Below are 21,515 nucleotides of genomic sequence, written 5' to 3' on the forward strand. Positions count from 1 at the left end.
TGCCTAATCCATTCATCTGTCGCCCATCCTTGGCCACGAAACCTGTACAGCCTCGTGCTGCTACGCTCGTCGTGGATCGGTCGACAGTGGTTTGCGGAGAGCTTCGATGACTGAATCCACCGAGCGTGACGAACGCCACCTGGCCCGTATGCAGCGCAAGAAGGCGGTAATCGACGAGCGTATCGCCAACGCCCCCAACGAATGCGGTCTGCTGCTGGTGCTCAGCGGTAATGGCAAGGGCAAGAGCAGTTCGGCTTTCGGCATGCTGGCCCGGGCCATGGGCCACGGCATGCAGTGCGGCGTGGTGCAGTTCATCAAGGGTCGCAACAGCACCGGTGAAGAGCTGTTCTTCCGCCGTTTTCCCGAGCAGGTGCGTTATCACGTGATGGGCGAGGGCTTCACCTGGGAAACCCAGGACCGCCAGCGCGACATCGCCGCTGCCGAAGCCGCCTGGGCCGTGTCCCGGCAAATGCTGCAGGACCCGGACATCGCCTTCGTGGTGCTCGATGAGCTGAACATCGCCCTCAAGCATGGTTACCTCGACCTAGACCAGGTGCTCAGTGACCTGCAGGCCCGCCCGCCCATGCAGCATGTGATCGTCACCGGCCGCGGTGCCAAGGACGAGATGATCGAATTGGCTGACACGGTCACCGAGATGGGCATGATCAAGCACGCCTTCCAGGCCGGTATCCGTGCCCAGAAGGGCGTCGAGCTATGAGTCAGACCCGGCACTGCCCGGCGGTCCTGATCGCCGCGCCGGCATCGGGGCAGGGCAAGACCACGGTGACCGCCGCCCTGGCGCGCCTGCACCGCAACCAGGGGCGCAAGGTACGGGTGTTCAAGTGTGGCCCGGACTTTCTCGACCCGATGATTCTCGAGCGGGCCAGCGGTGCACCGGTTTACCAGCTGGACCTGTGGATGGTCGGTGAGCAGGAGAGCCGGCGCCTGTTGTGGGAAGCGGCGGGCGAGGCCGACCTGATCCTGATCGAAGGGGTCATGGGCCTGTTCGACGGCACGCCGTCGAGCGCCGACCTGGCGCGTCACTTCGGCGTGCCGGTGCTGGCGGTGATCGATGGCACGGCCATGGCCCAGACCTTCGGCGCCCTGGCACTGGGCCTTGCGCGCTACCAGCCCGACCTGCCGTTTGCCGGGGTGCTGGCCAACCGCGTCGGCACCCTGCGTCATGCCCAGTTGCTCGAAGGCAGCCTGACCGAGGGCCTGCGCTGGTATGGCGGCCTGTCGCGGGAAACCGGCATCGAACTGCCGAGCCGCCACCTGGGCCTGGTCCAGGCCAGTGAACTCAATGACCTGGACCTGCGCCTGGACGCGGCTGCCGACGCCCTGGGCGCCAGCTGTGAATCGTCATTGCCGCCACCGGTGGCGTTCGCGGCGCCGAGTGAGCTGAACACAGCGCCCCTGCTCGACGGCGTGACCATCGCCGTGGCCCGGGATGAAGCCTTTGCCTTCACCTATGGCGCCAACCTCGACTTGCTGCGGGCCATGGGCGCCGAGCTGGTGTTCTTCTCGCCGTTGCATGACACCTGCCTGCCCGTGGCGGACAGCCTGTACCTGCCGGGCGGCTACCCGGAGTTGCACCACCGGGCGCTGGCCGCCAATGCACCGATGCTGAGCGCCATTCGCGCCCACCACCAGGCGGGCAAGCCCTTGCTCGCCGAATGTGGCGGCATGCTCTACCTGCTCGATGCCCTGACCGATGTGGCCGGTGAGCGCGCCGAGCTGCTGGGCCTGCTGCAGGGCGAAGCGGTGATGCAAAAGCGCCTGGCCGCCCTGGCCCTGCAGGCGGTGGAGCTGCCCGAAGGCAACCTGCGCGGGCACACCTATCACCACTCCCTGACCAGTACCGCGCTGGAGCCGATTGCCCGTGGCCAGAGCCCCAATGGCGGCCGTGGTGCCGAGGCGATCTATCGCTGCGGGCGGCTGACGGCGTCCTACGTGCATTTCTATTTCGCCTCCAATCCCCGGGCGTCGGCGGCGCTGTTGGCACCATGAGCGACCAGGCCTTCACCGAAGCCGAACGCGCTGCGGTGTACCGCGCGATCGGCGAGCGCCGCGACATGCGCCATTTCATCCAGGGTGACGTGGCGCCCGAACTGCTCGCGCGTCTGCTGCAAGCTGCGCATCAGGCCCCCAGTGTCGGCCTGATGCAGCCCTGGCGTTTCATCCGGATCACCGACCGCAACCTGCGCCAGCGCATCCAGGGTCTGGTGGAGCAAGAGCGGGTGCGCACTGCCGAGGCACTGGGTGAGCGTTCCGACGAATTCATGCAGCTCAAGGTGGAAGGCATCAACGACTGCGCCGAACTGCTGGTGGCGGCATTGATGGATGACCGCGAGAAACACATTTTCGGTCGCCGGACCTTGCCGGAAATGGACCTGGCATCGCTGTCGTGTGCCATCCAGAACCTCTGGCTGGCGGCCCGCGCCGAAGGGCTGGGCATGGGCTGGGTGTCGCTGTTCGAGCCGGTGGCGCTGGCAGCGCTGCTGGGCATGCCGGCAGGTGCCAAGCCGCTGGCGATTCTTTGCCTGGGACCGGTCCAGGCGTTCTACCCGGCACCGATGCTGGCCCTCGAAGGCTGGACCACGGTGCGGCCCTTGAGCGACATGTTGTTTGAAAACCAGTGGGGAGAGTCTTGATGAGTGTGGCGTTGCTGAGTGTTGCCGGCGTGGCGCTGGATGCGCTGTGGGGAGAGCCCCAGCGTCGGCATCCACTGGTGGCGTTCGGTCGGTTGGCCGGGCGTCTGGAGCAGCGCTTCAATGCCGGGGGGCGTGGCTGGCGCAGCCATGGCGTCACCGCCTGGTTCCTGGCGGTGATCCCCCTGACGCTGCTGATCACGCTGCTGTCCTGGTTGCCCTATATCGGCTGGCTGGTGGACGTGTTGGCGCTGTACTGCGCCCTGGGCCTGCGCAGCTTGGGCGAACATGTGATCCCGGTGGCCAGCGCCTTGCGCAGCGGTGACCTGGAGCAAGCGCGTCAGCGCGTCAGCTACCTGGTCAGTCGCGAAACCCGCGAACTGGACGAAACCGCCGTGGCCCGGGCCGCTACCGAGTCGGTATTGGAAAACGGCAGTGATGCGGTGTTCGCCGCCTTGTTCTGGTTCATTGTCGCCGGCGCGCCGGGCGTGGTGCTCTATCGCCTGAGCAACACCCTGGACGCCATGTGGGGCTACCGCAACGAGCGCTTCGAGCGTTTCGGCTGGGCGGCGGCGCGCATCGACGATGTGCTCAACTATATTCCGGCACGGCTGGTGGCCCTGACCTACGCCGTGCTCGGCAAGACCCGCCTGGCCCTGAGTTGCTGGCGGCGCCAGGCGCCCTTGTGGGACAGCCCCAATGCCGGCCCGGTAATGGCGGCAGGGGCGGGGGCGCTCGGCGTGGAGCTGGGTGGTCCTGCTGTCTATCACGGCGAACTGCATGAGCGCACGCGCCTGGGCGAAGGCCCGGTGGCCGACGCCGACGCCATCGAACGTGGCTGGCGCCTGGTCTGCAAGGGTGTCTGGTTGTGGCTGCTGCTGTTGTGCCTGGGAGCGGAACTCTATGCTTGAACACGGCGGGCGCCTGCAACGCGCCATACAGCACTACGGCATCCCCCGGGAAGATTGGCTGGACCTGTCCAGCGGTATCGCGCCCTGGTCCTTTGCCATTCCCGAGATCCCGTTGCGTGCCTGGGCGCGCCTGCCGGAAACCGATGACGGCCTGGAGCAGGCGGCGACCGCTTATTACGGCGTCAATCCACTGCTGCCGGTCGCCGGCTCCCAGGCGGCGATCCAGGCCTTGCCGCAGTTGCGTGCCCGCAGCAGGGTCGGGGTGTTGTCGCCGTGCTATGCCGAGCATGCCGAGGGTTGGCGGCGCGCCGGTCATGAACTGATCGAGCTGCGGGAAGAGCAGGTCGAGCAGGTGCTCGACAGCCTCGATGTACTGGTGGTGGTCAACCCGAACAATCCCACTGGCCGTCTGCTGCCAGCCGAACAGCTGCTCACCTGGCATGCCCGCCTGGTGAGTCGAGGCGGTTGGTTGTTGGTCGATGAAGCCTTCATGGACAACACCCCGTCGCACAGCATTGCCACCCACGCCGATCGCCCCGGCCTGATCGTGCTGCGCTCGTTCGGCAAGTTCTTCGGCCTTGCCGGTGTGCGCCTGGGCTTTGTCCTGGCCGAGCGCGCCTTGTTGCTGCAACTCGCCGAGTTGCTGGGACCCTGGACCGTCAGCGGGCCGACCCGCATCCTTGGCCAGGCCTGCCTGCTCGACACTGCTGCGCACCAGCAGCAGGTCATTCGCTGCGCCGAGGCCAGCCAGCGTCTGGCGAGCGTGCTCTGTGATGCCGGCTTTGTCCCCACCGGTGGCTGTGACCTGTTCCAGTACGTGGTGACCGATCAGGCCATACAGCTGCATGAATTCATGGCCCGGCGCGGCATTCTCCTGCGCCTGTTCACGGCGCCTGCCAGCCTGCGTTTCGGCCTGCCGGCCAGCGACCGGGATTTCCAGCGCCTGGCGCAGGCCTTCAACGATTATCGCAAGGAACACCCATGAGTACCTTGATGGTGCAGGGCACCACCTCCGATGCCGGCAAGAGCACCCTGGTTACCGCACTGTGCCGCTGGTTGTTGCGCCAGGGCGTGGCGGTGGTGCCATTCAAGCCGCAGAACATGGCGCTCAACAGCGCGGTGACCGCCGACGGTGGCGAGATCGGCCGGGCCCAGGCGGTCCAGGCCCAGGCGGCCAGGCTTGCGCCCCACACCGACATGAACCCGGTGCTGCTCAAGCCCAACAGCGACACCGGCGCCCAGGTGATCGTCCACGGCCGCGCGGTCACCAGCATGAACGCGGTGGCCTATCACGACTACAAGGCCATCGCCATGCAGGCGGTGCTGGCCTCCCACCAGCGCTTGAGCGCTGCCTACCCGGTGGTGATGGTCGAAGGGGCCGGCTCGCCGGCCGAGATCAACCTGCGCGCTGGCGATATCGCCAACATGGGCTTTGCCGAGGCGGTGGACTGCCCGGTGATCCTTATCGCCGACATCAACCGCGGCGGTGTTTTCGCGCACCTGGTGGGCACCCTGGAATTGCTCTCGCCCAGTGAACAGGCGCGGGTCAAAGGCTTTGTCATCAACCGCTTCCGCGGCGATATCGCCTTGCTGCAGCCGGGCCTGGACTGGCTCGAAGCGCGAACCGGCAAGCCGGTGCTGGGCGTGCTGCCCTATGTGATGGACCTGCACCTTGAGGCCGAGGATGGCATCGACCAGCGCCAGGGCGACAAGGCGGCGCGCGCGCTCAAGGTGATCGTGCCGGTGCTGCCACGGATCAGCAACCACACCGATTTCGACCCGCTGCGCCTGCACCCGCAGGTGGACCTGCAATTCATCGGTCCCGGCGATGCCATTCCGCCAGCCGACCTGATCATCCTGCCCGGCTCCAAGAGCGTGCGCGGCGACCTGGCGCAACTGCGTGCCCGCGGCTGGGACCAGGCGATCACGCGTCACCTGCGCTATGGCGGCAAGCTGCTGGGCATCTGTGGCGGCCTGCAGATGCTCGGCCAACAGCTGGACGACCCGCTGGGACTGGAAGGGGCGGCGGGCAGCAGTGACGGCCTGGGCCTGCTCGATTTCGTCACGGTGCTGGAAGCCGAAAAGCAGCTGCGCAACGTCAGTGGCACCCTGGAACTGGAACAGGCGCCGATCAGCGGCTATGAAATTCATGCCGGGGTCACCTGTGGCCCGGCGCTCGAGCGGCCGGCGGTGCGCTTGGCGGACGGTCGCTGTGATGGCGCCATCAGCGCCGACGGGCAGATCCTGGCCACCTACCTGCACGGCCTGTTCGAAAGCCCGCAGTCCTGCGCTGCGTTGTTGCGCTGGGCCGGTCTTGCGGACGTCGAGCTGATCGATTACCAGGCCCTGCGCGAACGCGATATCGAGCGCCTGGCCGATCTGGTCGAGCAGCACCTGGACACCACGCGCCTGCGTCAATTGTGCGGATTGAACTGACATGCTCAACCTGATCCTCGGCGGTGCCCGCTCCGGCAAGAGCCGCCTGGCCGAACAACTGGCCGAGCGCAGCGGCTTGCCAGTCACCTACATCGCCACCAGCGAACCGCTCGATGGCGAGATGAACGCCCGGGTGCAACTGCACCGCGAACGCCGGCCCGCCACTTGGGGGCTGATCGAAGAGCCCCTGGCCCTGGCCGAGGTGTTGCGTACCCACGCCAGTGACGGCCGCTGCCTGCTGGTGGACTGCCTGACCCTGTGGCTGACCAACCTGCTGATGCTGGACGACCCCGAGCGCCTGGCCGCCGAACGTAGCGCCTTGCTCGATTGCCTGGCTACGCTTGCGGGCGAGATCATCCTGGTCAGCAACGAAACGGGCCTTGGCGTGGTGCCGATGGGCGAGCTGACCCGTCGTTATGTCGATGAAGCCGGCTGGCTGCACCAGGCCATTGCCGAGCGCTGCCAGCGCGTGGTGCTCACTGTCGCCGGGCTGCCCCTAACCCTCAAAGGATCCGCACCATGAGTCAGACCTGGTGGCTTGACGCCTGCCATACCGTTGACCTGCAAGCCCATGAACAGGCCTTGGCGCGTCAACAGCAATTGACCAAGCCGGCAGGCTCCTTGGGGCGACTGGAACAGATCGCCGTACAGCTTGCCGGCCTGCAGGGGCAACTCAAGCCCCGCCTGGATCAGGTCAGTATTGTGATCTTTGCCGGTGACCATGGCGTGGTCGCCGAAGGTATTTCCGCCTATCCGCAGGCTGTGACCGGGCAGATGCTGCAGAATTTTGTCGGCGGTGGTGCGGCGATCAGCGTGCTGGCGCGGCAACTGGGAGCGCAACTGGCGGTGGTCGACCTGGGTACCATCGACACCCGCTTGAAGCTGCCGGGGGTGCTTCACCTGGGGGTCGGTCCGGGTACTGCGAACTTCACCCAGGCGCCAGCGATGACGCGTGAGCAAGGCGTGCTGGCGCTGCAGGGTGGCCGTGAAAGCGCACTGCGTGCGGCGGCCGCTGGCGCGCAATTGTTCATCGGCGGCGAGATGGGCATCGGCAATACCACGTCGGCCAGCGCCCTGGCCTGTGCCTTGCTCGGTTGCCCGGCCAGTGAGCTGAGCGGTCCGGGAACCGGCCTGGATGCCGCTGGCGTGCGGCACAAGGCCGAGGTGATCGAACGCGCCCTCGCACTGCACGGCGACCTGTCGGCGGATCCCTTGCAGGCCTTGTTCTGCCTGGGCGGCTTCGAGATTGCCGCGCTGGTTGGTGCTTACCTGGGGTGTGCCCAGGCCGGTGTCACCGTACTGGTCGATGGCTTCATCTGCACCGTGGCCGCACTGGTGGCGGTGCGCATCAACCCGGCGTGCCGCGACTGGCTGCTGTTCGGTCACCGTGGCGCCGAGCCCGGTCATCGTCGATTGCTGGCCGAGCTTGACGCCGAGCCGGTGCTGGAGCTCGGCCTGCGCCTGGGCGAGGGCAGCGGTGCGGCCCTGGCGGTGCCCTTGTTGCGCCTGGCGTGTGATCTGCACGGGCAGATGGCGACCTTCGCCGAAGCGGCGGTGGCGGACCGTCCGGCATGATCATCGACATGCTGCGCCATGGCGAAACCGAATTGGGCGGCGGCCTGCGCGGCAGCCTGGACGATGCGCTGACCGCCAGGGGCTGGGAGCAGATGCAGGCGGCCGTGGCCGATGGCGGCCCCTGGGATGTCCTGGTCAGTTCGCCCCTGCAACGCTGTGCGCACTTTGCCCGAAGGCTTGGCGAACAACGGCAGTTGTCGCTGCAACTGGAGCCCGGTTTGCAGGAGCTGCATTTCGGTGAGTGGGAAGGGCGCAGCGCCGCTGACCTGATGCTGACTCACGAGCAGCAACTGGGGCAGTTCTGGGCCGATCCTTATGCCTACACACCACCCGGGGGTGAGCCGGTCAGTGATTTTTCCACCCGGGTGCTGGATGCCATTGCCACGCTGCACCGCCAGCACGCTGGCAAGCGTGTGCTGCTGGTGACCCACGGCGGGGTGATGCGCCTGTTGCTGGCCCGCGCCCGCGGCTTGCCGCGCGAGCAGTTGCTGCAGGTCGAAGTCGCTCATGGCGCCTTGTGCCGGCTTGAGGTGCGCGCCGACGGCACCTTGCGGGAGTACTGAGATGCTGCCTTTCTGGATCGCCCTGCAATTTCTCAGCAGCCTGCCGGTGCGCCTGCCCGGCATGCCGGCTCCTGAGCAGATGGGCCGCTCGCTGCTGTGCTACCCGCTGGTGGGCCTGCTGTTCGGCGGCCTGCTGTGGGGGCTGAACGCCGTGCTCGATGGCAGCCCGTTGCTGCTGCACGCGGCCTTGCTGCTCAGCGCCTGGGTACTGCTCAGTGGTGCCCTGCACCTGGATGGCCTGGCCGACAGCGCCGATGCCTGGCTGGGTGGCTTTGGCGATCGCGAGCGCACCTTGCTGATCATGAAAGACCCACGCAGCGGGCCGATAGCCGTGGTCACCCTGGTGCTGGTGTTGCTGCTCAAGTTCTGTGCCTTGCTGGCGCTGGTTGAACGTGATCAGGGCGTGCTGTTGTTGCTGGTGCCACTGATAGGCCGGGCGGCGCTGCTGGCGTTGTTTCTCTGCACGCCCTATGTGCGCGCCGGTGGCTTGGGCCAGGCATTGGCCGACCACCTGCCGGGCCGCAGCGCGCGCCTGGTGCTGCTGGCCTGCGTGGGCGCCTGCTGGCTGCTGGCGGGGCTCACCGGGCTGTGGGCGGTGCTGGTGGCGGCAGTGGCATTCTTCGCCTTGCGGCAGTTGATGATCCGGCGCCTGGGCGGCACCACCGGCGATACCGCCGGCGCCTTGCTGGAGCTTGTGGAACTGGTGGTATTGATCGCTCTGGTGCTCTAGCGAATGAAGAAAAACTTGCCGTCGAACCAATGCGGGTATATACACGCATTATGTTGACCAGTGAATGCATCTGTACCCACCTGCGTCGTGCTGCCCGTGGGGTGAGCCGACACTATGACGAGGCGCTCGAAGGCTTCGGGATCAATGTCGCCCAGTTTTCCCTGTTGCGGCACTTGCGACGTCTCGATCAGCCGAGCATCTCGACCCTGGCCGAGGCCATGGGCCTGGACCGTAGCACCCTGGGGCGCAACCTCAAGGTGCTCGAAGCCGAAGGCCTGGTGGCGTTGGCCGAAGGGCAGGACCTGCGTAACCGCCTGGTACTGCTGACCGAACAGGGCGAGGCCCGTTTGCAGGCCGCGCAGCCGGCCTGGGAGCAGGCGCAGAAAAAGCTGATCACCACCCTGGGCGAAGGGCAGCGCGAAGAGCTGGTACGCTTGCTGGAATTGTTGTCCTGATTTTTACCCATAAAAGCGGGTATATACCCGTATAACCTTGCGGCTTCCGGGAGAGAACAAGCATGACATCGGTATGGAAAACCAGTGGTTGGATTCTTCTGGGGGCGGCGTTGATCCTCGCCCTGTCCCTGGGCGTGCGACATGGCTTCGGCCTGTTCCTGGCCCCCATGAGCGCGGATTTCGGCTGGGGGCGTGAAGTCTTCGCTTTCGCCATTGCCCTACAGAACCTGATCTGGGGCCTGGCCCAGCCGTTTGCCGGCGCCCTGGCCGACCGCCTGGGTGCAGCCAAGGTGGTGATCGTCGGCGGTATCCTCTATGCCGCCGGCCTGGTGCTGATGGGGATGTCCGATTCGGCCCTGAGCCTGTCGCTCAGTGCCGGGTTGCTGATCGGCATCGGCCTGTCGGGTACCTCGTTCTCGGTGATTCTCGGCGTGGTCGGCCGCGCCGTGCCAGCCGAGAAGCGCAGTATGGCCATGGGCATTGCCAGCGCTGCAGGCTCCTTTGGCCAGTTCGCCATGCTGCCGGGCACCCTCGGCCTGATCGGCTGGCTGGGCTGGTCGGCGGCCTTGCTGGTGCTGGGCCTGGCGGTGGCCTTCATCGTGCCGCTGGTGAGCCTGCTCAAGGACCGGCCACTGCCCAGTCACGGCGTTGAGCAGACCCTGGGCCAGGCCTTGCACGAAGCCTGTTCGCACTCCGGCTTCTGGTTGCTGGCGTTGGGCTTTTTCGTCTGCGGCTTCCAGGTGGTGTTCATCGGCGTGCACCTGCCGGCCTACCTTGTCGACCAGCACTTGCCCGCCACCGTCGGTACCACGGTGCTGGCCCTGGTCGGCCTGTTCAACATCGTCGGCACCTACACGGCCGGCTGGTTGGGCGGGCGCATGTCCAAGCCGCGGTTGCTGACGGCCCTGTACCTGCTGCGAGCGGTGGTGATCGTACTGTTCCTGTGGGCGCCGGTGACTCAGTTCAGCGCTTACCTGTTCGGTATCGCCATGGGTCTGTTGTGGCTGTCGACCGTACCGCTGACCAACGGTACGGTGGCGACCCTGTTCGGCGTGCGCAACCTGTCGATGCTGGGCGGCATTGTCTTCCTGTTCCATCAGTTGGGTGCGTTCCTGGGTGGCTGGCTGGGCGGGGTGGTGTATGACCAGACCGGCAACTACGACCTGGTCTGGCAGATCTCGATCCTGCTCAGCCTGTTGGCGGCGGCGCTCAACTGGCCGGTGCGCGAGCGTCCTGTGGCCCGCTTGCAGGCGCAAGCGGCATGAACCGCTTGGCCCTGCGCGGACTGCTGGCCCTGGCGGCGCTGTTGCTGCTGGCCCTGGTCTGGTGGGGTTGGCATGAGGGTGGCCTGGCGTTGATGCAGTTGGGCATGGGCGTGTGCTAGGAGTACTCTGCACTTCTTAGGTGGTTCAACGGAGAGAGAACAATGCGCACACGCTGGATGTTGGCTCCACTGTTTTCCCTGATGGCCGCCGCGCTCGTGCAGGCGGCCGATTGCCCGGCGCTGCTTCAGGGCAGCCTGCCGGAGCTGCGCGGCAAGGAGCAGATCGACCTGTGCCAGCGCTTTGCCGGCAAGCCGCTGGTGGTGGTCAATACCGCCAGCTACTGTGGCTTTGCTCCGCAGTTTGAGGGCCTGGAGGGGGTCTACAAGGCCTACCATGGGCAAGGCCTGGAGATGCTCGGTGTACCCTCCAATGACTTCAAGCAGGAAGACGCCGACGCCGAGAAGACCGCCAAGGTCTGCTACGCCAACTACGGCGTCACCTTCACCATGACCAAGGCCCAGCCGGTACGTGGCAAAGACGCCGTGCCGCTGTTCGCTGAGCTGGCCAGGCAGAGCAGCGCGCCGAAGTGGAATTTCTACAAGTACGTGGTCGATCGCCAGGGCAACGTGGTCGGTAGTTTCTCCAGCCTGACCAAGCCGGACGATCCGGCATTCACCGCCGCCATCGAGAAAGCCATCGCTTCGCAGCCGTGAATGGCCGCTTCAGTTGCCGGGGTGGACGGTCCAGGCCACCAGCTTGAGCACCAGTGGGCGCACCACCAGCACGCAGGCGAAGGCGACCGGCATGGCCAACTGATAGGCCTTGAGCGCCTTGCCCAGCAGGTGCTCGTCAATGCCTGAATTGGCCGCCGTGATGACCAGGCACATCAGCATGGCCATGATCGCCGACATGTAGAAGGCGAACACGTACGGGGTGGCGCGAGCGCCAAGCTTGCGGCGGTTGCGGGTAGTGGTGGTGATGCTCATGCGTGCTCCTGGACTGAATCGGGTAGCGCAGCCTAACAAGCAGGCAGCCGCGTCCGGTAGACCTGCGGGGCTTAGGTGTTTATAAAGGGATTCTTACGAATGCAGGATTGATCCGTATGAATCTACTGGGCTCGATCAAGAGTTTCATCAAGGTGGTGGAGGCTGGCAGCATTGCCGGTGGCGCCCGCAGCCTGGGCTTGAGTGCGGCAGCGGTCAGTCAGAACATTGCCCGCCTCGAAGCGCACCTGGACGTACGCTTGTTGTCGAGAACCACCCGCAGCATGGCATTGACGCCCAGTGGCACGCTCTACTACGAGAAGGTCAAGCACATCGAGCGTGATCTCGAGCAGGCGCACCTGGCTGTACTGACGCCCGACAGCGAACCCAAGGGGCGCCTGTGCATCGCTTCGTCCTCGGCCTTCGCCCGTCATGTGCTGGCACCGTTGATTCCCGCGTTCAATGCTCGCTATCCGCAGCTTTCGATTGAATTGGTTACGAATGATCGGCGAGTCGACCATGCCCGGGAGGGCGTGGATGTGAGTATCCGTATCAAGCCTCAACTGGACGACGGCTTGCTGGCACGGCGTATTGCCCAGGTCCCGTTCATTTGCTGCGCATCCCCGCACTACCTGGCTCAAGCGGGCTGGCCGGCAGCGCCGGAGCAGCTCAAGGCGCACCGCTGCCTGGTGTTCCGCTACCCGGTGGACGGGCGATTCCTGCGCTGGGGTTTTGTGCGTGATGGATTGCGCTTTGAAGCCGAGTTCGGCGATGTGCTGATCAGCGACGACATCGAAGTGCTGGCGCAAATGGCTGCCCACCATGGCGGCATTACCCGGTTGGCCGAGTTCATCGCCAGGCCCTTTATCGAGCGAGGGCAGTTGGTGGCACTGTTCGAATACTCGCAGCCGAGCCAGGCCTATGCGCAAACCGAGCCGATGGACATCTACCTGTGTGTCGCCGACCGCTTTGCCATAACCCCCAAGGTGCGGGCGTTCATGGATTACCTGCAGGAAAACCTGGCCGGGACCTGGCCTGGTTCTGCGGCATAAAAAAACCGCCGGATCCGGCGGTTTTTTGTGCAGCAGGGGGATGAATCAGAAGCGGTAGGTGAGCGAGGCCCCCAGGCCGTGAGCACTGTTCTCGTACTTGGCGTTGTACGCACCCTTGGTCGGGCTGCTCAGGTTGACCTTGGTGTCTTCTTCCCACAGGTAGGAGTAGGCCAGGTCGATGGTCATGTCGTCGTTCGGGCTGTAGCCGGCACCCAGGCTGAAGACCTTGCGATCGCCGGTCGGGATACGTGGCGAACGGTCGTGGTTGTTGGTCGGCGACTGGTCGACGGTGAAGCCGGTGCGCAATACCCACTGCTTGTTCAGCTTGTACGAGGCACCGATGGCGTGAGCCCAGGTGTCGTGCCAGTTCTGCTCTTCGCTGATGGTACCGAACGGGCCGGCCAGCGGCGCAGGCACTTCGTTGGTGACGGTGATGGCTTCCAGGCGGCTCCAGCGGGTCCAGGTGCTGCCCGCGTAGAGGGTCCACTGGTCATCCAGCTCGTGGGTGACCGACATGTCCACCGATTCGGGGGTCTTGATCTTCAGTTCGGCGTCGAACTTGCTGCCGCTGAACGGGCCGATCAGGGCCGAGTTGATCTTGGTGTTGCCTTCGAGCTTGTAGTCGACCATCGAGTGGTAGGTCAGGCCCAGGCGGGTGCTGTCAGTGGCCTGGACCATCACGCCGATGTTGTAGCCGACGGCGACGTCGTCACCCTTGATCTTCACCTCGCCGTCGTTGCGGCCCGGGGTGCGTGGGTTGAGGATGTTCGAGCTCAGCTCGCCCTTGATACGGTTGAAGGTCGGACCGAAGCCGATCGAGACCTTGTCGTTGAAGGCATAGCTGACAGTCGGCTGGAAGGTGATGACTTCAACGTAGCTTTTCTTGCCCCAGTAGCGGCTGGCGGCGTCGCTTTCGTAGTCGGTCACCAGGCCGAAGGGTGCGTAGACGCCGAAACCGACGCTCCAGTGATCGTCGATAGGCTTGACGTAGAAGCCCATGGGCACGCCGACGACAGGAACCATGTCGCCATCGGTGCTGCCGCCGAAGGTGCCGCTGCCCGAAATGTCGGACTTGGCGATGATGGCCGCGCCACCTACGGTGACCTGTTCACGTTTCAGGCGCGACATACCGGCAGGGTTGCCGAAAACAGTGCTGGCGTCATCGGCAGAAGAAGAACGACCCGCGAAACCTGTGCCCATGCCGCTGACGCTCTGTTCGTTGAGGGCGAAGCCGCTGGCGAACAGTTGAGTCGAGGCGAGTGTGACGGCGAGGCTGAGAGAGGTTTTGAGCATTACTTTTTTCATTATTAGAACTCCTTGGGATCTCCGGGGCGAAAATTACCAACATTTCGACCTCAGCGCTATAGGCTGAAACACTGGAGATAGAGCGGTTTTGTAGGACAATCCGACCAAAATTGCGGGGATTCTCCCAAAATGGAGTTCAGTGACTATCAGCAGGCTTGAAGAGTCACAGGGGCGATGCAGGTTTCCCATGCGCAGGTGAAATCACGCAGGCGTCCCTGGGGCTGGAAGGTCTGGCGCCAGATGCGCGCCAAGCCCAGAAGATCATCGGCAGCGGGGAGTTTCGGCGCCTGTTCCTCGATCAGCATCCAGGCGATCGCGGTGGCGTAACGCAGGTTGACGGTCAGTTCCAGGTGCGGGCCGCTGAGAAAGGCGTGCTGGCTGGCCAGGCCACGAACCAGGCTGGCCAGTTCCGGGTCGCGGGCCAGGAACTGATCCCAGAGCGTCTGATGGCGGTGTTCGCCGATGCGGTAGAGGCCGTGACCACGGCGGTCGTGCAGGGCCGAACCCAGGGCCGACTGGCTGGCGGCAACTCCCAGTAACAAAGCTTCGGCGCTTGCACAGTGACGACCCAGGTAGATCAGGGTCGGGCGGATGACAAACTGGCTCAACTCGCTCGCGGCGATACCCATAAAGCCCTCGAACTTGAAGATGGCCGGCGGACACTGGAGCTTGGCAGCTGGTGAGTCGGTCAGGCCCGCCGGAAGCGGCTTGGGCCGCTTGAGTTGAAGTGTAGTGTCATATTCGAGCTGTAAAGGCCTGTTTTAAAAACATTTGCAGCTTCCAGTTATAAATCATATGCCGTGGAGTGATTAGGCCATTCCTGGGGCCTGGAAACAAAAAGCCCCGCCAGAGGGCGGGGCTTGAGCGGTGCAGCGACAGCGCGAATCAGGCAACCAGGGCCTGGCGGGTGCGCTCGATCACCGCCTGGAGCGGTTCGGCTTCGCTGTACTGCTCGGGGTACAGGCGCTCGCTGTGACGGGCAATGCCGTGCTCATTGACCAGGGTGAAGCTGAAGCCGCCTTTGCGCGACGCCAGGATCAAGCAGTTCAGTGGGGCAAATGCCTGGGATAGGGTGCGAATCGCAGCCTGAGTATGGGTAGAGTGAGTCATAGTTATTGGATGTTCCTGCAATAGACACGGTTTCGATCCGTGCACTGTTAAAACGTTCCAGTAACGCCGGCATTTAGGCCTGGGCGAAGAACCTGACTGGAACAGGGCAGCCAGTTGTGGGCGCATTGATCATGTGGCGCTGGGGCTGACTGGTAGGTACGTCAGAGGACAGGCAACACACCGGGTCGAGGTTCTATGCCGCGGGGTGAAGATCCTGATCAATCTGCAGGTTGGTTCGGTCAGGGTAAGTGTGAGATTTACCTGGGAACCATCGAGTGGGCCGGTCCTGGTTTCAACAGGCGCTGTCCGGAGGTGGGCAGGGCACTGAAAGGACTGCTTTGGCCAGAATTGACTTTCAGCTTGGTACTAACGGCGGCAAGACTACAGCACTGGCCGGGTCTTGGCAAGGAATATGGGTTTTTCATCGGGGAAGCCGATCAGTATCGCGTGTTTTTGGCTCGCTGGGAAGGGCAGTTTTGCGGGCGCAAGGCAGGCAACGTGCCAAATTCGTGCAGCGATCTGCCTTTCTTTGGGGCGGTTGTACACACTTGGCGCAATCGATGTTACAGCCCTGCAACAGCACCCGAGCGACCCGCCAATGACTTGGCTAAGCGCTTAAGTCAATGAAAAAAAACACTTATTTTAGCTGGTGAAAAAATCGACAGTTTGAGCCAAAGCCCCATTCCATAGGGGTTTGCGGGGTGTTGGAGGGGGTTGTCCACCGAGTTATCCACAGCTTCTGTGGATTGTCCCGAGCGCTTGCTCTAGGACGGGCGTGCCAGCTTTTTCCGATGTGTCGGACAATCGTCAGGTGGGCTTCTCATCGGGATAAATTCCTCGGATCAGCGTCAATAAATAAACACAGAAATATTTTGAAAAAAGTGTGGAAAACGCTCGGGCCATTGTCAGAAAAATGGGGTAGAGTGGCGCGCCTCTCGAGTTGCCTTCGCTGTTTGTCATGAAGTTTCGTGCTAACCCTCCTGAAAATGCTTCCCCACAATCGCCTTCGTCCGAGCCCAAGCGTTTCTCCTTGAAGGTCGCCCTGTGGCTGCTCGACAACCCGCGCCTGGGTGACAACCCCAATATCAAGCATTTTGCCGGACGCCTGCTCAAACAACCGGCCCGCCAGGGGGTGGTGGTCGCCCAGAGCCGCCTGGGGCAAATGCTCTGTCGTGATTGCGGCAATGCCCGTGACCGACGCATCGGTCATGACCTGTTGCGCCAGGCGGCCCGTGCCGGTGACCGGCGTGCCCAGCTCGAATACGGTCGGCTGTGTGCCCAGCCGCAGGTCAACGAACCCGAACAGGCCCGCTACTGGCTGGAACTGGCGGCGAGCCAGGGCTCCCAGGAGGCCCGACGTCTGCTCAAACACCTGGTGGACGCATGACTGCAGGGCGGCGGCAAGGCTGATAAGCTCAGCCGCTGAATTCAGTTGAGGGTGTCGGGGTGGTAATGGCGTTGGATCTGACCAGCATCGTGCTGGGACTCTTGGCGGCCGCCGTGCCGTGCCTGGGCTGGGTGTTCCAGCAGCAAAGAAGGCTGGCCGCCCGTGAGGCGCAGGCGGCGTTGCTTGAGGAGCGCCTGGGCAGTGCACAGATGGCCCAGGAAGGCTTGCTCGCCCAGCTCGATGCCAGTCGCGACGAGATCAGCGACCTGAGCCAGGCCAACGCGGCCAAGCAAGCGACCCTGGCCGCCCAGGCCCGGGAACTGGAGCTGCTGCAGATCGACCGCGACAACGCCCGTGATGCCGCCCATGCCTGGCAACTCGAACGCAGCGCTCGTGAGGCCGAATTGCGACGCCTGGATGCCCACAGTGCAGCCCTGAGTGCCGAACTGCGTGAGCAGCAGGACAGCCATCAACAGCGCCTGGACGACCTGCAAGGCTCGCGGGACGAGCTGCGCGCCCAGTTCGCCGAGATGGCCAGCAAGATCTTCGACGAGCGCGAACAGCGTTTTGCCCAGACCAGCCAGCAGCACCTGGGGCAGTTGCTCGACCCGCTCAAGGAACGCATCCAGGCCTTCGAGAAACGTGTGGAAGAGAGCTACCAGCAGGAGGCCCGCGAGCGTTTCTCGCTGGCCAAGGAACTGGAGCGCCTGCAGCAGTTGAACCTGCGCCTGAGCGATGAAGCCACCAACCTCACTCAGGCGCTCAAGGGCCAGAAGACCCAGGGCAACTGGGGCGAACTGATCCTCGAACGGGTACTGGAGCATGCAGGGCTGGAGAAGGGCCGTGAGTACCAGACCCAGGTCAGCCTCAAGAGCGCCGACGGCGAGCGCTTCCAGCCCGACGTGCTGATCATGCTGCCCGGCGACAAACAGGTGGTGGTCGACTCCAAGGTCAGCCTGACCGCCTACCAGCAGTACATCGCCGCTGACGACAGCGAGATCGCCCAGGCTGCGCTCAAGCAGCATGTGCTGTCGTTGCGCAACCATGTCAAAGGTTTGTCGGGCAAGGACTACAACCGCCTGGAAGGGTTGCACAGCCTGGATTTCGTCCTGCTCTTCGTGCCCATCGAGGCGGCGTTTTCGGCGGCCCTGCAGGCCGAGCCGAACCTGTTTCAGGAGGCCTTCGACCGGCAGATCGTGATCGTCAGCCCGACCACTTTGCTGGCTACCCTGCGGGTCATCGACAGCTTGTGGAAACAGGAGCGCCAGAGCCAGAACGCCCGGGAAATCGCCGAACGGGCCGGCTGGCTTTACGACAAGTTCGTGCTGTTCATCCAGGACCTGGACGAGCTGGGCAATCGCCTGCAGCAGGTCGACAAGGCCTACAGTGCCGCCCGCAACAAACTCTGCGAAGGCCGTGGCAACCTGATCAGCCGCAGCGAGCAGCTCAAACTGCTCGGTGCCCGGGCCAGCAAGAGCCTGCCGGCCGACCTGCTGGAGCGGGCCATGAGCGAAGGCGACCCGCTGGCCGTCGGCAGCCTTACTGGACCAGGCTCAGATGCCGATTGAGCAGGGCGCGCAAGGCCGCAGGCTTCACTGGCTTGGCCAGGTAGTCGAGGCCGGCTGCATGTACCTGGGCGACGGTTTCGCTGCGCCCGTCGGCACTGATCACCACGCCTGGCACCGGCTCGCCCAGGCGCTTGCGTAGCCAGGCCATCAGTTCGGTACCGGTTTCGCCATCGTCCAGATGGTAGTCGACCAGTGCCAGGTGCGGACGCATGCCGTTCTCCAGCAAGGCGTCGCACTCCTGGCGGCTGCGTGCGGTCCAGACCTGGCAGCCCCAGCGACTGAGCAGGCTGTTCATGCCGATCAGGATGCTGTCCTCGTTGTCGATGCACAGCACCTGCATGCCGGCCAGGGGTTGGCCCGCCTGTTCGGTCGGGGCGACAACAACGGCGGCAGGCGTGGTGGCCAGCGGCACGCTGACCCGGAACACGCTGCCCTTGCCCGGCCAGGAGCGCACTTCCAGGCGATGGCCGAGCACCCGGCACAGGCCATCGGCAATCGCCAGGCCCAGGCCCAGGCCTTTCTCGGCGCGGGTCTGGTGGCTGTCCAGGCGTTTGAACTCCTCGAAGATCACCTGCAGCTTGTCATCGGCAATGCCCGGGCCACGGTCCCAGACTTCCAGCCACAGGTTGCCGCCAGCGCGGCGCACACCCAGCAGGATCGGGCTCTTGCCATAGCGGAAGGCATTGGTCAGGAAATTCTGCAGGATCCGCCGCAACAGCTTCATGTCGCTGTGCACCCGCAGGCGGCTGCCGCGCAGGCGGAAGTCCAGGCCCTGCTGCTGGGCCAGTACCTTGAACTCGGCGCCCAGGGTGTCGAACAGCTCGTTGAGGGCGAATGGCTTGGGATCGGGGGTGATCTTGCCGTTTTCCAGGCGCGAGATGTCCAGCAGATCGCTGATCAACTCTTCAGCCGAGCGCAGCGAGCTGTCCATGTGCTGGACCAGTTGCTGGGCATCGGCCGACAACCCGTCACCCTGGTGGGAGAGGGCGGCGGAGAACAGTCGTGCGGCGTTCAGTGGTTGCATCAGGTCGTGGCTGACCGCGGCCAGGAAGCGGGTCTTGGACTGGTTGGCCGCCTCGGCATGGCTCTTGGCCTCGGTCAGCGCCTGGTTCAGTTGTGACAGTTCATGGGTGCGCTCGGCGACCCGTTGTTCCAGGCCTTCGTTGGCCTCCTTGAGCGCCTGTTCGGCTTCGCGGAACGGGGTGATGTCGGTGAAGCTCATGACGAAGCCGCCACCGGGCATGGGGTTGCCGATCAGCTCGATGACCCGGCCATTGGGGAACAGGCGCTCGGAGGTGTGTGCTCGACCCTGGCGCATCCAGTGCAGGCGCCGGGCCACGTGCACCTGGGCCTCGCCCGGGCCGCACAGGCCGCGTTCGGCGTTGTAGCGAATGATGTCGGCAATCGGCCGGCCGACGCTGATCAGGCCATCGGGGTAGTTGAACAGTTCCAGGTAGCGGCGGTTCCAGGCCACCAGGCGCAGGTTCTGGTCGACCACGCTGATGCCTTGGCTGATGTTCTCGATAGCGCCTTGCAGCAGGGCGCGGTTGAACTGCAGCACTTCGGAGGTTTCGTCGGCAATGCGCACCACGTCTTCGAGCTGCATGTCACGGCCTTCGATGGCGGCCTTGACCACTGCCCGGGTCGAGGAGGCGCCCAGCACACCGGCCAACAGGCGCTCGGTGTGTTCGATCCAGTCGCCGTCGGCGTTCTGGTTGGGGTTGAAGCCCTTGCCCTGGCGGTAGGCGAAGCGGATGAAGCTCTGCCGGGCACGCTCTTCGCCGACGAAGCGGGCGGCGAGGTGCAGCAGGTCGTCGATCTGCACCGCCAGCAGCGAGCGGCTGCTGGGGCGGGCGCTGGTCTGTTGGCCGATGAAGCGACCGGCCTGCCAGTGCTCCGACACCCGGGTGCGCGAGAGGATCGAGACCCAGGCGAACAGGGTGAAGTTGCCGGCCAGCGACAGCACCACGCCCTGGGTCAGCGGCGTGATCGGCAGGTTCAGCGGGTTGCCGTGCAACCAGGCCAGGCCCGGGAACAGGTTCAGCGACCAGCCCAGGCTGTGGGCGGCAATCGGCAGCACCAGGGTGTAGAACCAGAGGAAGATCCCGGCGGCGAGGCCTGCGAACACGCCGCGGCGGTTGGCCTGTTTCCAGTACAGGGCACCGAGCATGGCCGGGGTCAGCTGGGTCACGGCGGCAAAGGCGATCTGGCCGATGGTGGCAAGGCTTGCGGTAGAGCCGAGCAGGCGGTAACTGACATAGGCCAGCAGTAGGATGGCGACAATGGTCACCCGGCGTACCGACAGCATCCAGTGGCGGAAGACTTCGAACGGCCGCTCGGCGTTCTGGCGGCGCAGCAGCCAGGGCAGCAGCATGTCGTTGGAGACCATGGTCGACAACGCCACGGCTTCGACGATGACCATGCCGGTGGCGGCCGAAGCGCCGCCGATGAAGGCCAGCAGGGCCAGGGCCGGGTGGGCTTCGGCCAGCGGCAGGCTGATGACGAAGGAGTCGGGAATCACCGCGCCCGGCAGCAGCATCTGCCCGGCCAGGGCAATGGGCACCACGAACAGGGCAGCGAGGATCAGGTAGGCCGGGAACACCCAGCGGGCCAGGCGCATGTCCTGCGGTTCGATGTTCTCGACCACGGTGACATGGAACTGCCGCGGCAGGCAGATAATCGCCATCATCGCCACGCCGGTCTGCACCACCATCGAAGGCCAGTTGATGGTCTCGCTCCAGAAGCCTTCCAGGCGTGGGGCCAGTTTTGCCTGGCTGAACAGGTCGTCGAAGCCGTTGTACAGGCCGAAGGTGACGAAGGCGCCCACGGCCAGGAACGCCAGGAGCTTGACCAGGGATTCGAAGGCAATGGCCAGGACCATGCCGCGGTGGTGCTCGGTGACATCCAGGCTGCGCGTACCGAACACGATGGAGAACAGTGCCAGCACCAGCGAGACCACCAGGGCGGTGTCCTGCACACGGCTGCCGGTGGCGTCGGCACTGGCGCCGATGAGCAGGTTGACGCCCAGCACGATGCCTTTGAGCTGCAAGGCGATATAGGGCAGCACGCCGACCAGGCAGATCAATGCCACCACCACGGCCAGGGTCTGGGACTTGCCATAGCGGGCGGCGATGAAGTCGGCGATCGAGGTGATGTTTTCCTGCTTGCTGATCAGCACCATCTTCTGCAGCACCCAGGGGGCGAACAGCAGCAACAGCACGGGGCCCAGGTAGATCGGCAGGAACGCCCAGAGTTGCTCGGCGGCCTGGCCGACGGCGCCGAAGAAGGTCCAGCTGGTGCAGTACACCGCCAGCGACAGGCTGTACACCCAGGCGCGCAGGCGCGGTGGCAGCGGCGTGCTGCGGCGGTCGCCATAGAAGGCAATAGCGAACATGATGGCCATATAGGCCAGGGCGACCACGGCAATCAGCCCACTGGACAGCGACATGACAACTCCGAAACGAAAAAGGGGGTTCGACGCCGGCACAACGGCGAACCTCGATCAATCAGTCTGGCACGCCGCC

Annotated in this window: 22 protein-coding genes; 17 read left to right on the forward strand and 5 right to left on the reverse strand. The window is 64.6% G+C overall.

Translation table 11 applies throughout. From position 1 onward, the window contains the following. The first annotated feature begins 106 nt into the window (after positions 1-106). The 14 genes from cobO (at position 107) to ACIQUS_RS22745 (ending at position 11,299) form a co-directional block, all read left to right on the forward strand. Positions 107-718, forward strand: coding sequence for a cob(I)yrinic acid a,c-diamide adenosyltransferase (cobO, locus tag ACIQUS_RS22680; protein WP_403051784.1), 612 nt, complete (start codon positions 107-109; stop codon positions 716-718). Next, complete coding sequence (locus ACIQUS_RS22685; RefSeq protein ID WP_403051787.1) at positions 715-2,010, forward strand: cobyrinate a,c-diamide synthase; 1,296 nt, start codon at positions 715-717, stop codon at positions 2,008-2,010. Before cobO ends, ACIQUS_RS22685 begins: the two co-directional genes overlap by 4 nt. Then, positions 2,007-2,654 (forward strand): 5,6-dimethylbenzimidazole synthase, encoded by a 648-nt coding sequence (gene bluB, locus ACIQUS_RS22690; protein WP_403051790.1) that lies wholly within the window; start codon positions 2,007-2,009, stop codon positions 2,652-2,654. Before ACIQUS_RS22685 ends, bluB begins: the two co-directional genes overlap by 4 nt. Beyond that, on the forward strand, positions 2,654-3,562 hold the full coding sequence (gene cbiB / locus ACIQUS_RS22695) for an adenosylcobinamide-phosphate synthase CbiB (RefSeq protein WP_403051793.1): 909 nt from the start codon (positions 2,654-2,656) through the stop codon (positions 3,560-3,562). The genes bluB and cbiB overlap by 1 nt, the downstream gene beginning before the upstream one ends. Continuing rightward, the gene (gene cobD / locus ACIQUS_RS22700) at positions 3,555-4,547 is read left to right on the forward strand and encodes a threonine-phosphate decarboxylase CobD (protein WP_403051796.1); all 993 of its coding nucleotides are present in this window, start codon (positions 3,555-3,557) and stop codon (positions 4,545-4,547) included. Before cbiB ends, cobD begins: the two co-directional genes overlap by 8 nt. Next, positions 4,544-5,998 (forward strand): cobyric acid synthase, encoded by a 1,455-nt coding sequence (locus tag ACIQUS_RS22705; protein ID WP_403051799.1) that lies wholly within the window; start codon positions 4,544-4,546, stop codon positions 5,996-5,998. The genes cobD and ACIQUS_RS22705 overlap by 4 nt, the downstream gene beginning before the upstream one ends. 1 nt (position 5,999) lies before the next feature. Next, a complete protein-coding gene (gene cobU, locus ACIQUS_RS22710) occupies positions 6,000-6,521 on the forward strand; it encodes a bifunctional adenosylcobinamide kinase/adenosylcobinamide-phosphate guanylyltransferase (RefSeq protein WP_403051802.1) in 522 nt (173 codons plus the stop codon). Further along, a complete protein-coding gene (gene cobT, locus ACIQUS_RS22715) occupies positions 6,518-7,573 on the forward strand; it encodes a nicotinate-nucleotide--dimethylbenzimidazole phosphoribosyltransferase (RefSeq protein WP_403051805.1) in 1,056 nt (351 codons plus the stop codon). Before cobU ends, cobT begins: the two co-directional genes overlap by 4 nt. Continuing rightward, entirely contained in the window at positions 7,570-8,136 is a 567-nt protein-coding gene (cobC, locus tag ACIQUS_RS22720) for an alpha-ribazole phosphatase family protein (protein WP_403051808.1), read from the forward strand. Before cobT ends, cobC begins: the two co-directional genes overlap by 4 nt. Position 8,137: 1 nt before the next feature. Further along, positions 8,138-8,866, forward strand: a complete 729-nt coding sequence (locus tag ACIQUS_RS22725; protein WP_403051811.1) for an adenosylcobinamide-GDP ribazoletransferase — start codon at positions 8,138-8,140, stop codon at positions 8,864-8,866. 50 nt (positions 8,867-8,916) lie between these two features. Continuing rightward, a complete protein-coding gene (locus ACIQUS_RS22730; protein ID WP_403051814.1) occupies positions 8,917-9,321 on the forward strand; it encodes a MarR family winged helix-turn-helix transcriptional regulator in 405 nt (134 codons plus the stop codon). Positions 9,322-9,383: 62 nt separating this feature from the next. Next, positions 9,384-10,586 (forward strand): MFS transporter, encoded by a 1,203-nt coding sequence (locus tag ACIQUS_RS22735; protein WP_403051817.1) that lies wholly within the window; start codon positions 9,384-9,386, stop codon positions 10,584-10,586. Next, positions 10,583-10,705 (forward strand): hypothetical protein, encoded by a 123-nt coding sequence (locus ACIQUS_RS22740; protein WP_403051819.1) that lies wholly within the window; start codon positions 10,583-10,585, stop codon positions 10,703-10,705. Before ACIQUS_RS22735 ends, ACIQUS_RS22740 begins: the two co-directional genes overlap by 4 nt. Before the next feature lie 42 nt (positions 10,706-10,747). Next, complete coding sequence (locus ACIQUS_RS22745; RefSeq protein ID WP_403051822.1) at positions 10,748-11,299, forward strand: glutathione peroxidase; 552 nt, start codon at positions 10,748-10,750, stop codon at positions 11,297-11,299. A 9-nt stretch (positions 11,300-11,308) separates the two neighbouring features. On the opposite strand, the gene ACIQUS_RS22750 is transcribed toward ACIQUS_RS22745, so the two are convergent. Next, complete coding sequence (locus tag ACIQUS_RS22750) at positions 11,309-11,572, reverse strand: DUF2798 domain-containing protein (RefSeq protein ID WP_403051825.1); 264 nt, start codon at positions 11,570-11,572, stop codon at positions 11,309-11,311. 116 nt (positions 11,573-11,688) lie between these two features. On the opposite strand from ACIQUS_RS22750, the gene ACIQUS_RS22755 reads away from it, so the two are divergent. After that, the gene (locus tag ACIQUS_RS22755) at positions 11,689-12,621 is read left to right on the forward strand and encodes a LysR family transcriptional regulator (protein ID WP_403051828.1); all 933 of its coding nucleotides are present in this window, start codon (positions 11,689-11,691) and stop codon (positions 12,619-12,621) included. Between the two features lie 45 nt (positions 12,622-12,666). Here the strand turns inward: ACIQUS_RS22755 and ACIQUS_RS22760 are convergent, their stop codons facing one another. From ACIQUS_RS22760 to ACIQUS_RS22770, 3 genes are all read right to left on the reverse strand, one after another. Further along, positions 12,667-13,926, reverse strand: a complete 1,260-nt coding sequence (locus tag ACIQUS_RS22760; protein ID WP_403051831.1) for an OmpP1/FadL family transporter — start codon at positions 13,924-13,926, stop codon at positions 12,667-12,669. A 146-nt stretch (positions 13,927-14,072) separates the two neighbouring features. Further along, positions 14,073-14,555: a hypothetical protein gene (locus tag ACIQUS_RS22765; protein ID WP_403051834.1), complete on the reverse strand. Its 483-nt coding sequence runs from the start codon at positions 14,553-14,555 to the stop codon at positions 14,073-14,075. Between the two features lie 256 nt (positions 14,556-14,811). Further along, on the reverse strand, positions 14,812-15,036 hold the full coding sequence (locus ACIQUS_RS22770) for a hypothetical protein (RefSeq protein WP_403051837.1): 225 nt from the start codon (positions 15,034-15,036) through the stop codon (positions 14,812-14,814). Between the two features lie 958 nt (positions 15,037-15,994). Here ACIQUS_RS22770 and ACIQUS_RS22775 point away from each other — a divergent pair. Both ACIQUS_RS22775 and rmuC read left to right on the forward strand, forming a co-directional pair. Beyond that, positions 15,995-16,423, forward strand: coding sequence for a tetratricopeptide repeat protein (locus ACIQUS_RS22775; RefSeq protein ID WP_403051840.1), 429 nt, complete (start codon positions 15,995-15,997; stop codon positions 16,421-16,423). Positions 16,424-16,602: 179 nt separating this feature from the next. Further along, a complete protein-coding gene (gene rmuC, locus ACIQUS_RS22780) occupies positions 16,603-17,991 on the forward strand; it encodes a DNA recombination protein RmuC (protein WP_403051893.1) in 1,389 nt (462 codons plus the stop codon). Here the strand turns inward: rmuC and ACIQUS_RS22785 are convergent. Next, positions 17,963-21,439 (reverse strand): NahK/ErcS family hybrid sensor histidine kinase/response regulator, encoded by a 3,477-nt coding sequence (locus ACIQUS_RS22785; RefSeq protein ID WP_403051843.1) that lies wholly within the window; start codon positions 21,437-21,439, stop codon positions 17,963-17,965. The genes rmuC and ACIQUS_RS22785 overlap by 29 nt on opposite strands. Positions 21,440-21,515 lie beyond the last annotated feature (76 nt).

It is taken from the genome of Pseudomonas sp. NPDC090755, from assembly GCF_044769005.1.
In the GTDB taxonomy this organism is placed as follows: domain Bacteria; phylum Pseudomonadota; class Gammaproteobacteria; order Pseudomonadales; family Pseudomonadaceae; genus Aquipseudomonas.

Excerpts from the sequence above, each read along its gene's own strand:
- ACIQUS_RS22745 (WP_403051822.1), top strand. The coding sequence starts at position 10,748 with ATGCGCACACGCTGGATGTTGGCTCCACTGTTTTCCCTGATGGCCGCC.
- ACIQUS_RS22765 (WP_403051834.1), bottom strand. The coding sequence starts at position 14,555 with ATGGGTATCGCCGCGAGCGAGTTGAGCCAGTTTGTCATCCGCCCGACC.
- cobT (WP_403051805.1), top strand. The coding sequence starts at position 6,518 with ATGAGTCAGACCTGGTGGCTTGACGCCTGCCATACCGTTGACCTGCAA.
- ACIQUS_RS22750 (WP_403051825.1), bottom strand. The coding sequence starts at position 11,572 with ATGAGCATCACCACCACTACCCGCAACCGCCGCAAGCTTGGCGCTCGC.
- ACIQUS_RS22760 (WP_403051831.1), bottom strand. The coding sequence starts at position 13,926 with ATGAAAAAAGTAATGCTCAAAACCTCTCTCAGCCTCGCCGTCACACTC.
- cobU (WP_403051802.1), top strand. The coding sequence starts at position 6,000 with ATGCTCAACCTGATCCTCGGCGGTGCCCGCTCCGGCAAGAGCCGCCTG.
- ACIQUS_RS22770 (WP_403051837.1), bottom strand. The coding sequence starts at position 15,036 with ATGACTCACTCTACCCATACTCAGGCTGCGATTCGCACCCTATCCCAG.
- ACIQUS_RS22725 (WP_403051811.1), top strand. The coding sequence starts at position 8,138 with ATGCTGCCTTTCTGGATCGCCCTGCAATTTCTCAGCAGCCTGCCGGTG.
- cobD (WP_403051796.1), top strand. The coding sequence starts at position 3,555 with ATGCTTGAACACGGCGGGCGCCTGCAACGCGCCATACAGCACTACGGC.
- ACIQUS_RS22730 (WP_403051814.1), top strand. The coding sequence starts at position 8,917 with ATGTTGACCAGTGAATGCATCTGTACCCACCTGCGTCGTGCTGCCCGT.
- ACIQUS_RS22775 (WP_403051840.1), top strand. The coding sequence starts at position 15,995 with ATGAAGTTTCGTGCTAACCCTCCTGAAAATGCTTCCCCACAATCGCCT.
- cobO (WP_403051784.1), top strand. The coding sequence starts at position 107 with ATGACTGAATCCACCGAGCGTGACGAACGCCACCTGGCCCGTATGCAG.
- ACIQUS_RS22705 (WP_403051799.1), top strand. The coding sequence starts at position 4,544 with ATGAGTACCTTGATGGTGCAGGGCACCACCTCCGATGCCGGCAAGAGC.
- ACIQUS_RS22755 (WP_403051828.1), top strand. The coding sequence starts at position 11,689 with ATGAATCTACTGGGCTCGATCAAGAGTTTCATCAAGGTGGTGGAGGCT.
- cbiB (WP_403051793.1), top strand. The coding sequence starts at position 2,654 with ATGAGTGTGGCGTTGCTGAGTGTTGCCGGCGTGGCGCTGGATGCGCTG.
- ACIQUS_RS22785 (WP_403051843.1), bottom strand. The coding sequence starts at position 21,439 with ATGTCGCTGTCCAGTGGGCTGATTGCCGTGGTCGCCCTGGCCTATATG.
- ACIQUS_RS22740 (WP_403051819.1), top strand. The coding sequence starts at position 10,583 with ATGAACCGCTTGGCCCTGCGCGGACTGCTGGCCCTGGCGGCGCTGTTG.
- bluB (WP_403051790.1), top strand. The coding sequence starts at position 2,007 with ATGAGCGACCAGGCCTTCACCGAAGCCGAACGCGCTGCGGTGTACCGC.
- ACIQUS_RS22685 (WP_403051787.1), top strand. The coding sequence starts at position 715 with ATGAGTCAGACCCGGCACTGCCCGGCGGTCCTGATCGCCGCGCCGGCA.
- ACIQUS_RS22735 (WP_403051817.1), top strand. The coding sequence starts at position 9,384 with ATGACATCGGTATGGAAAACCAGTGGTTGGATTCTTCTGGGGGCGGCG.
- cobC (WP_403051808.1), top strand. The coding sequence starts at position 7,570 with ATGATCATCGACATGCTGCGCCATGGCGAAACCGAATTGGGCGGCGGC.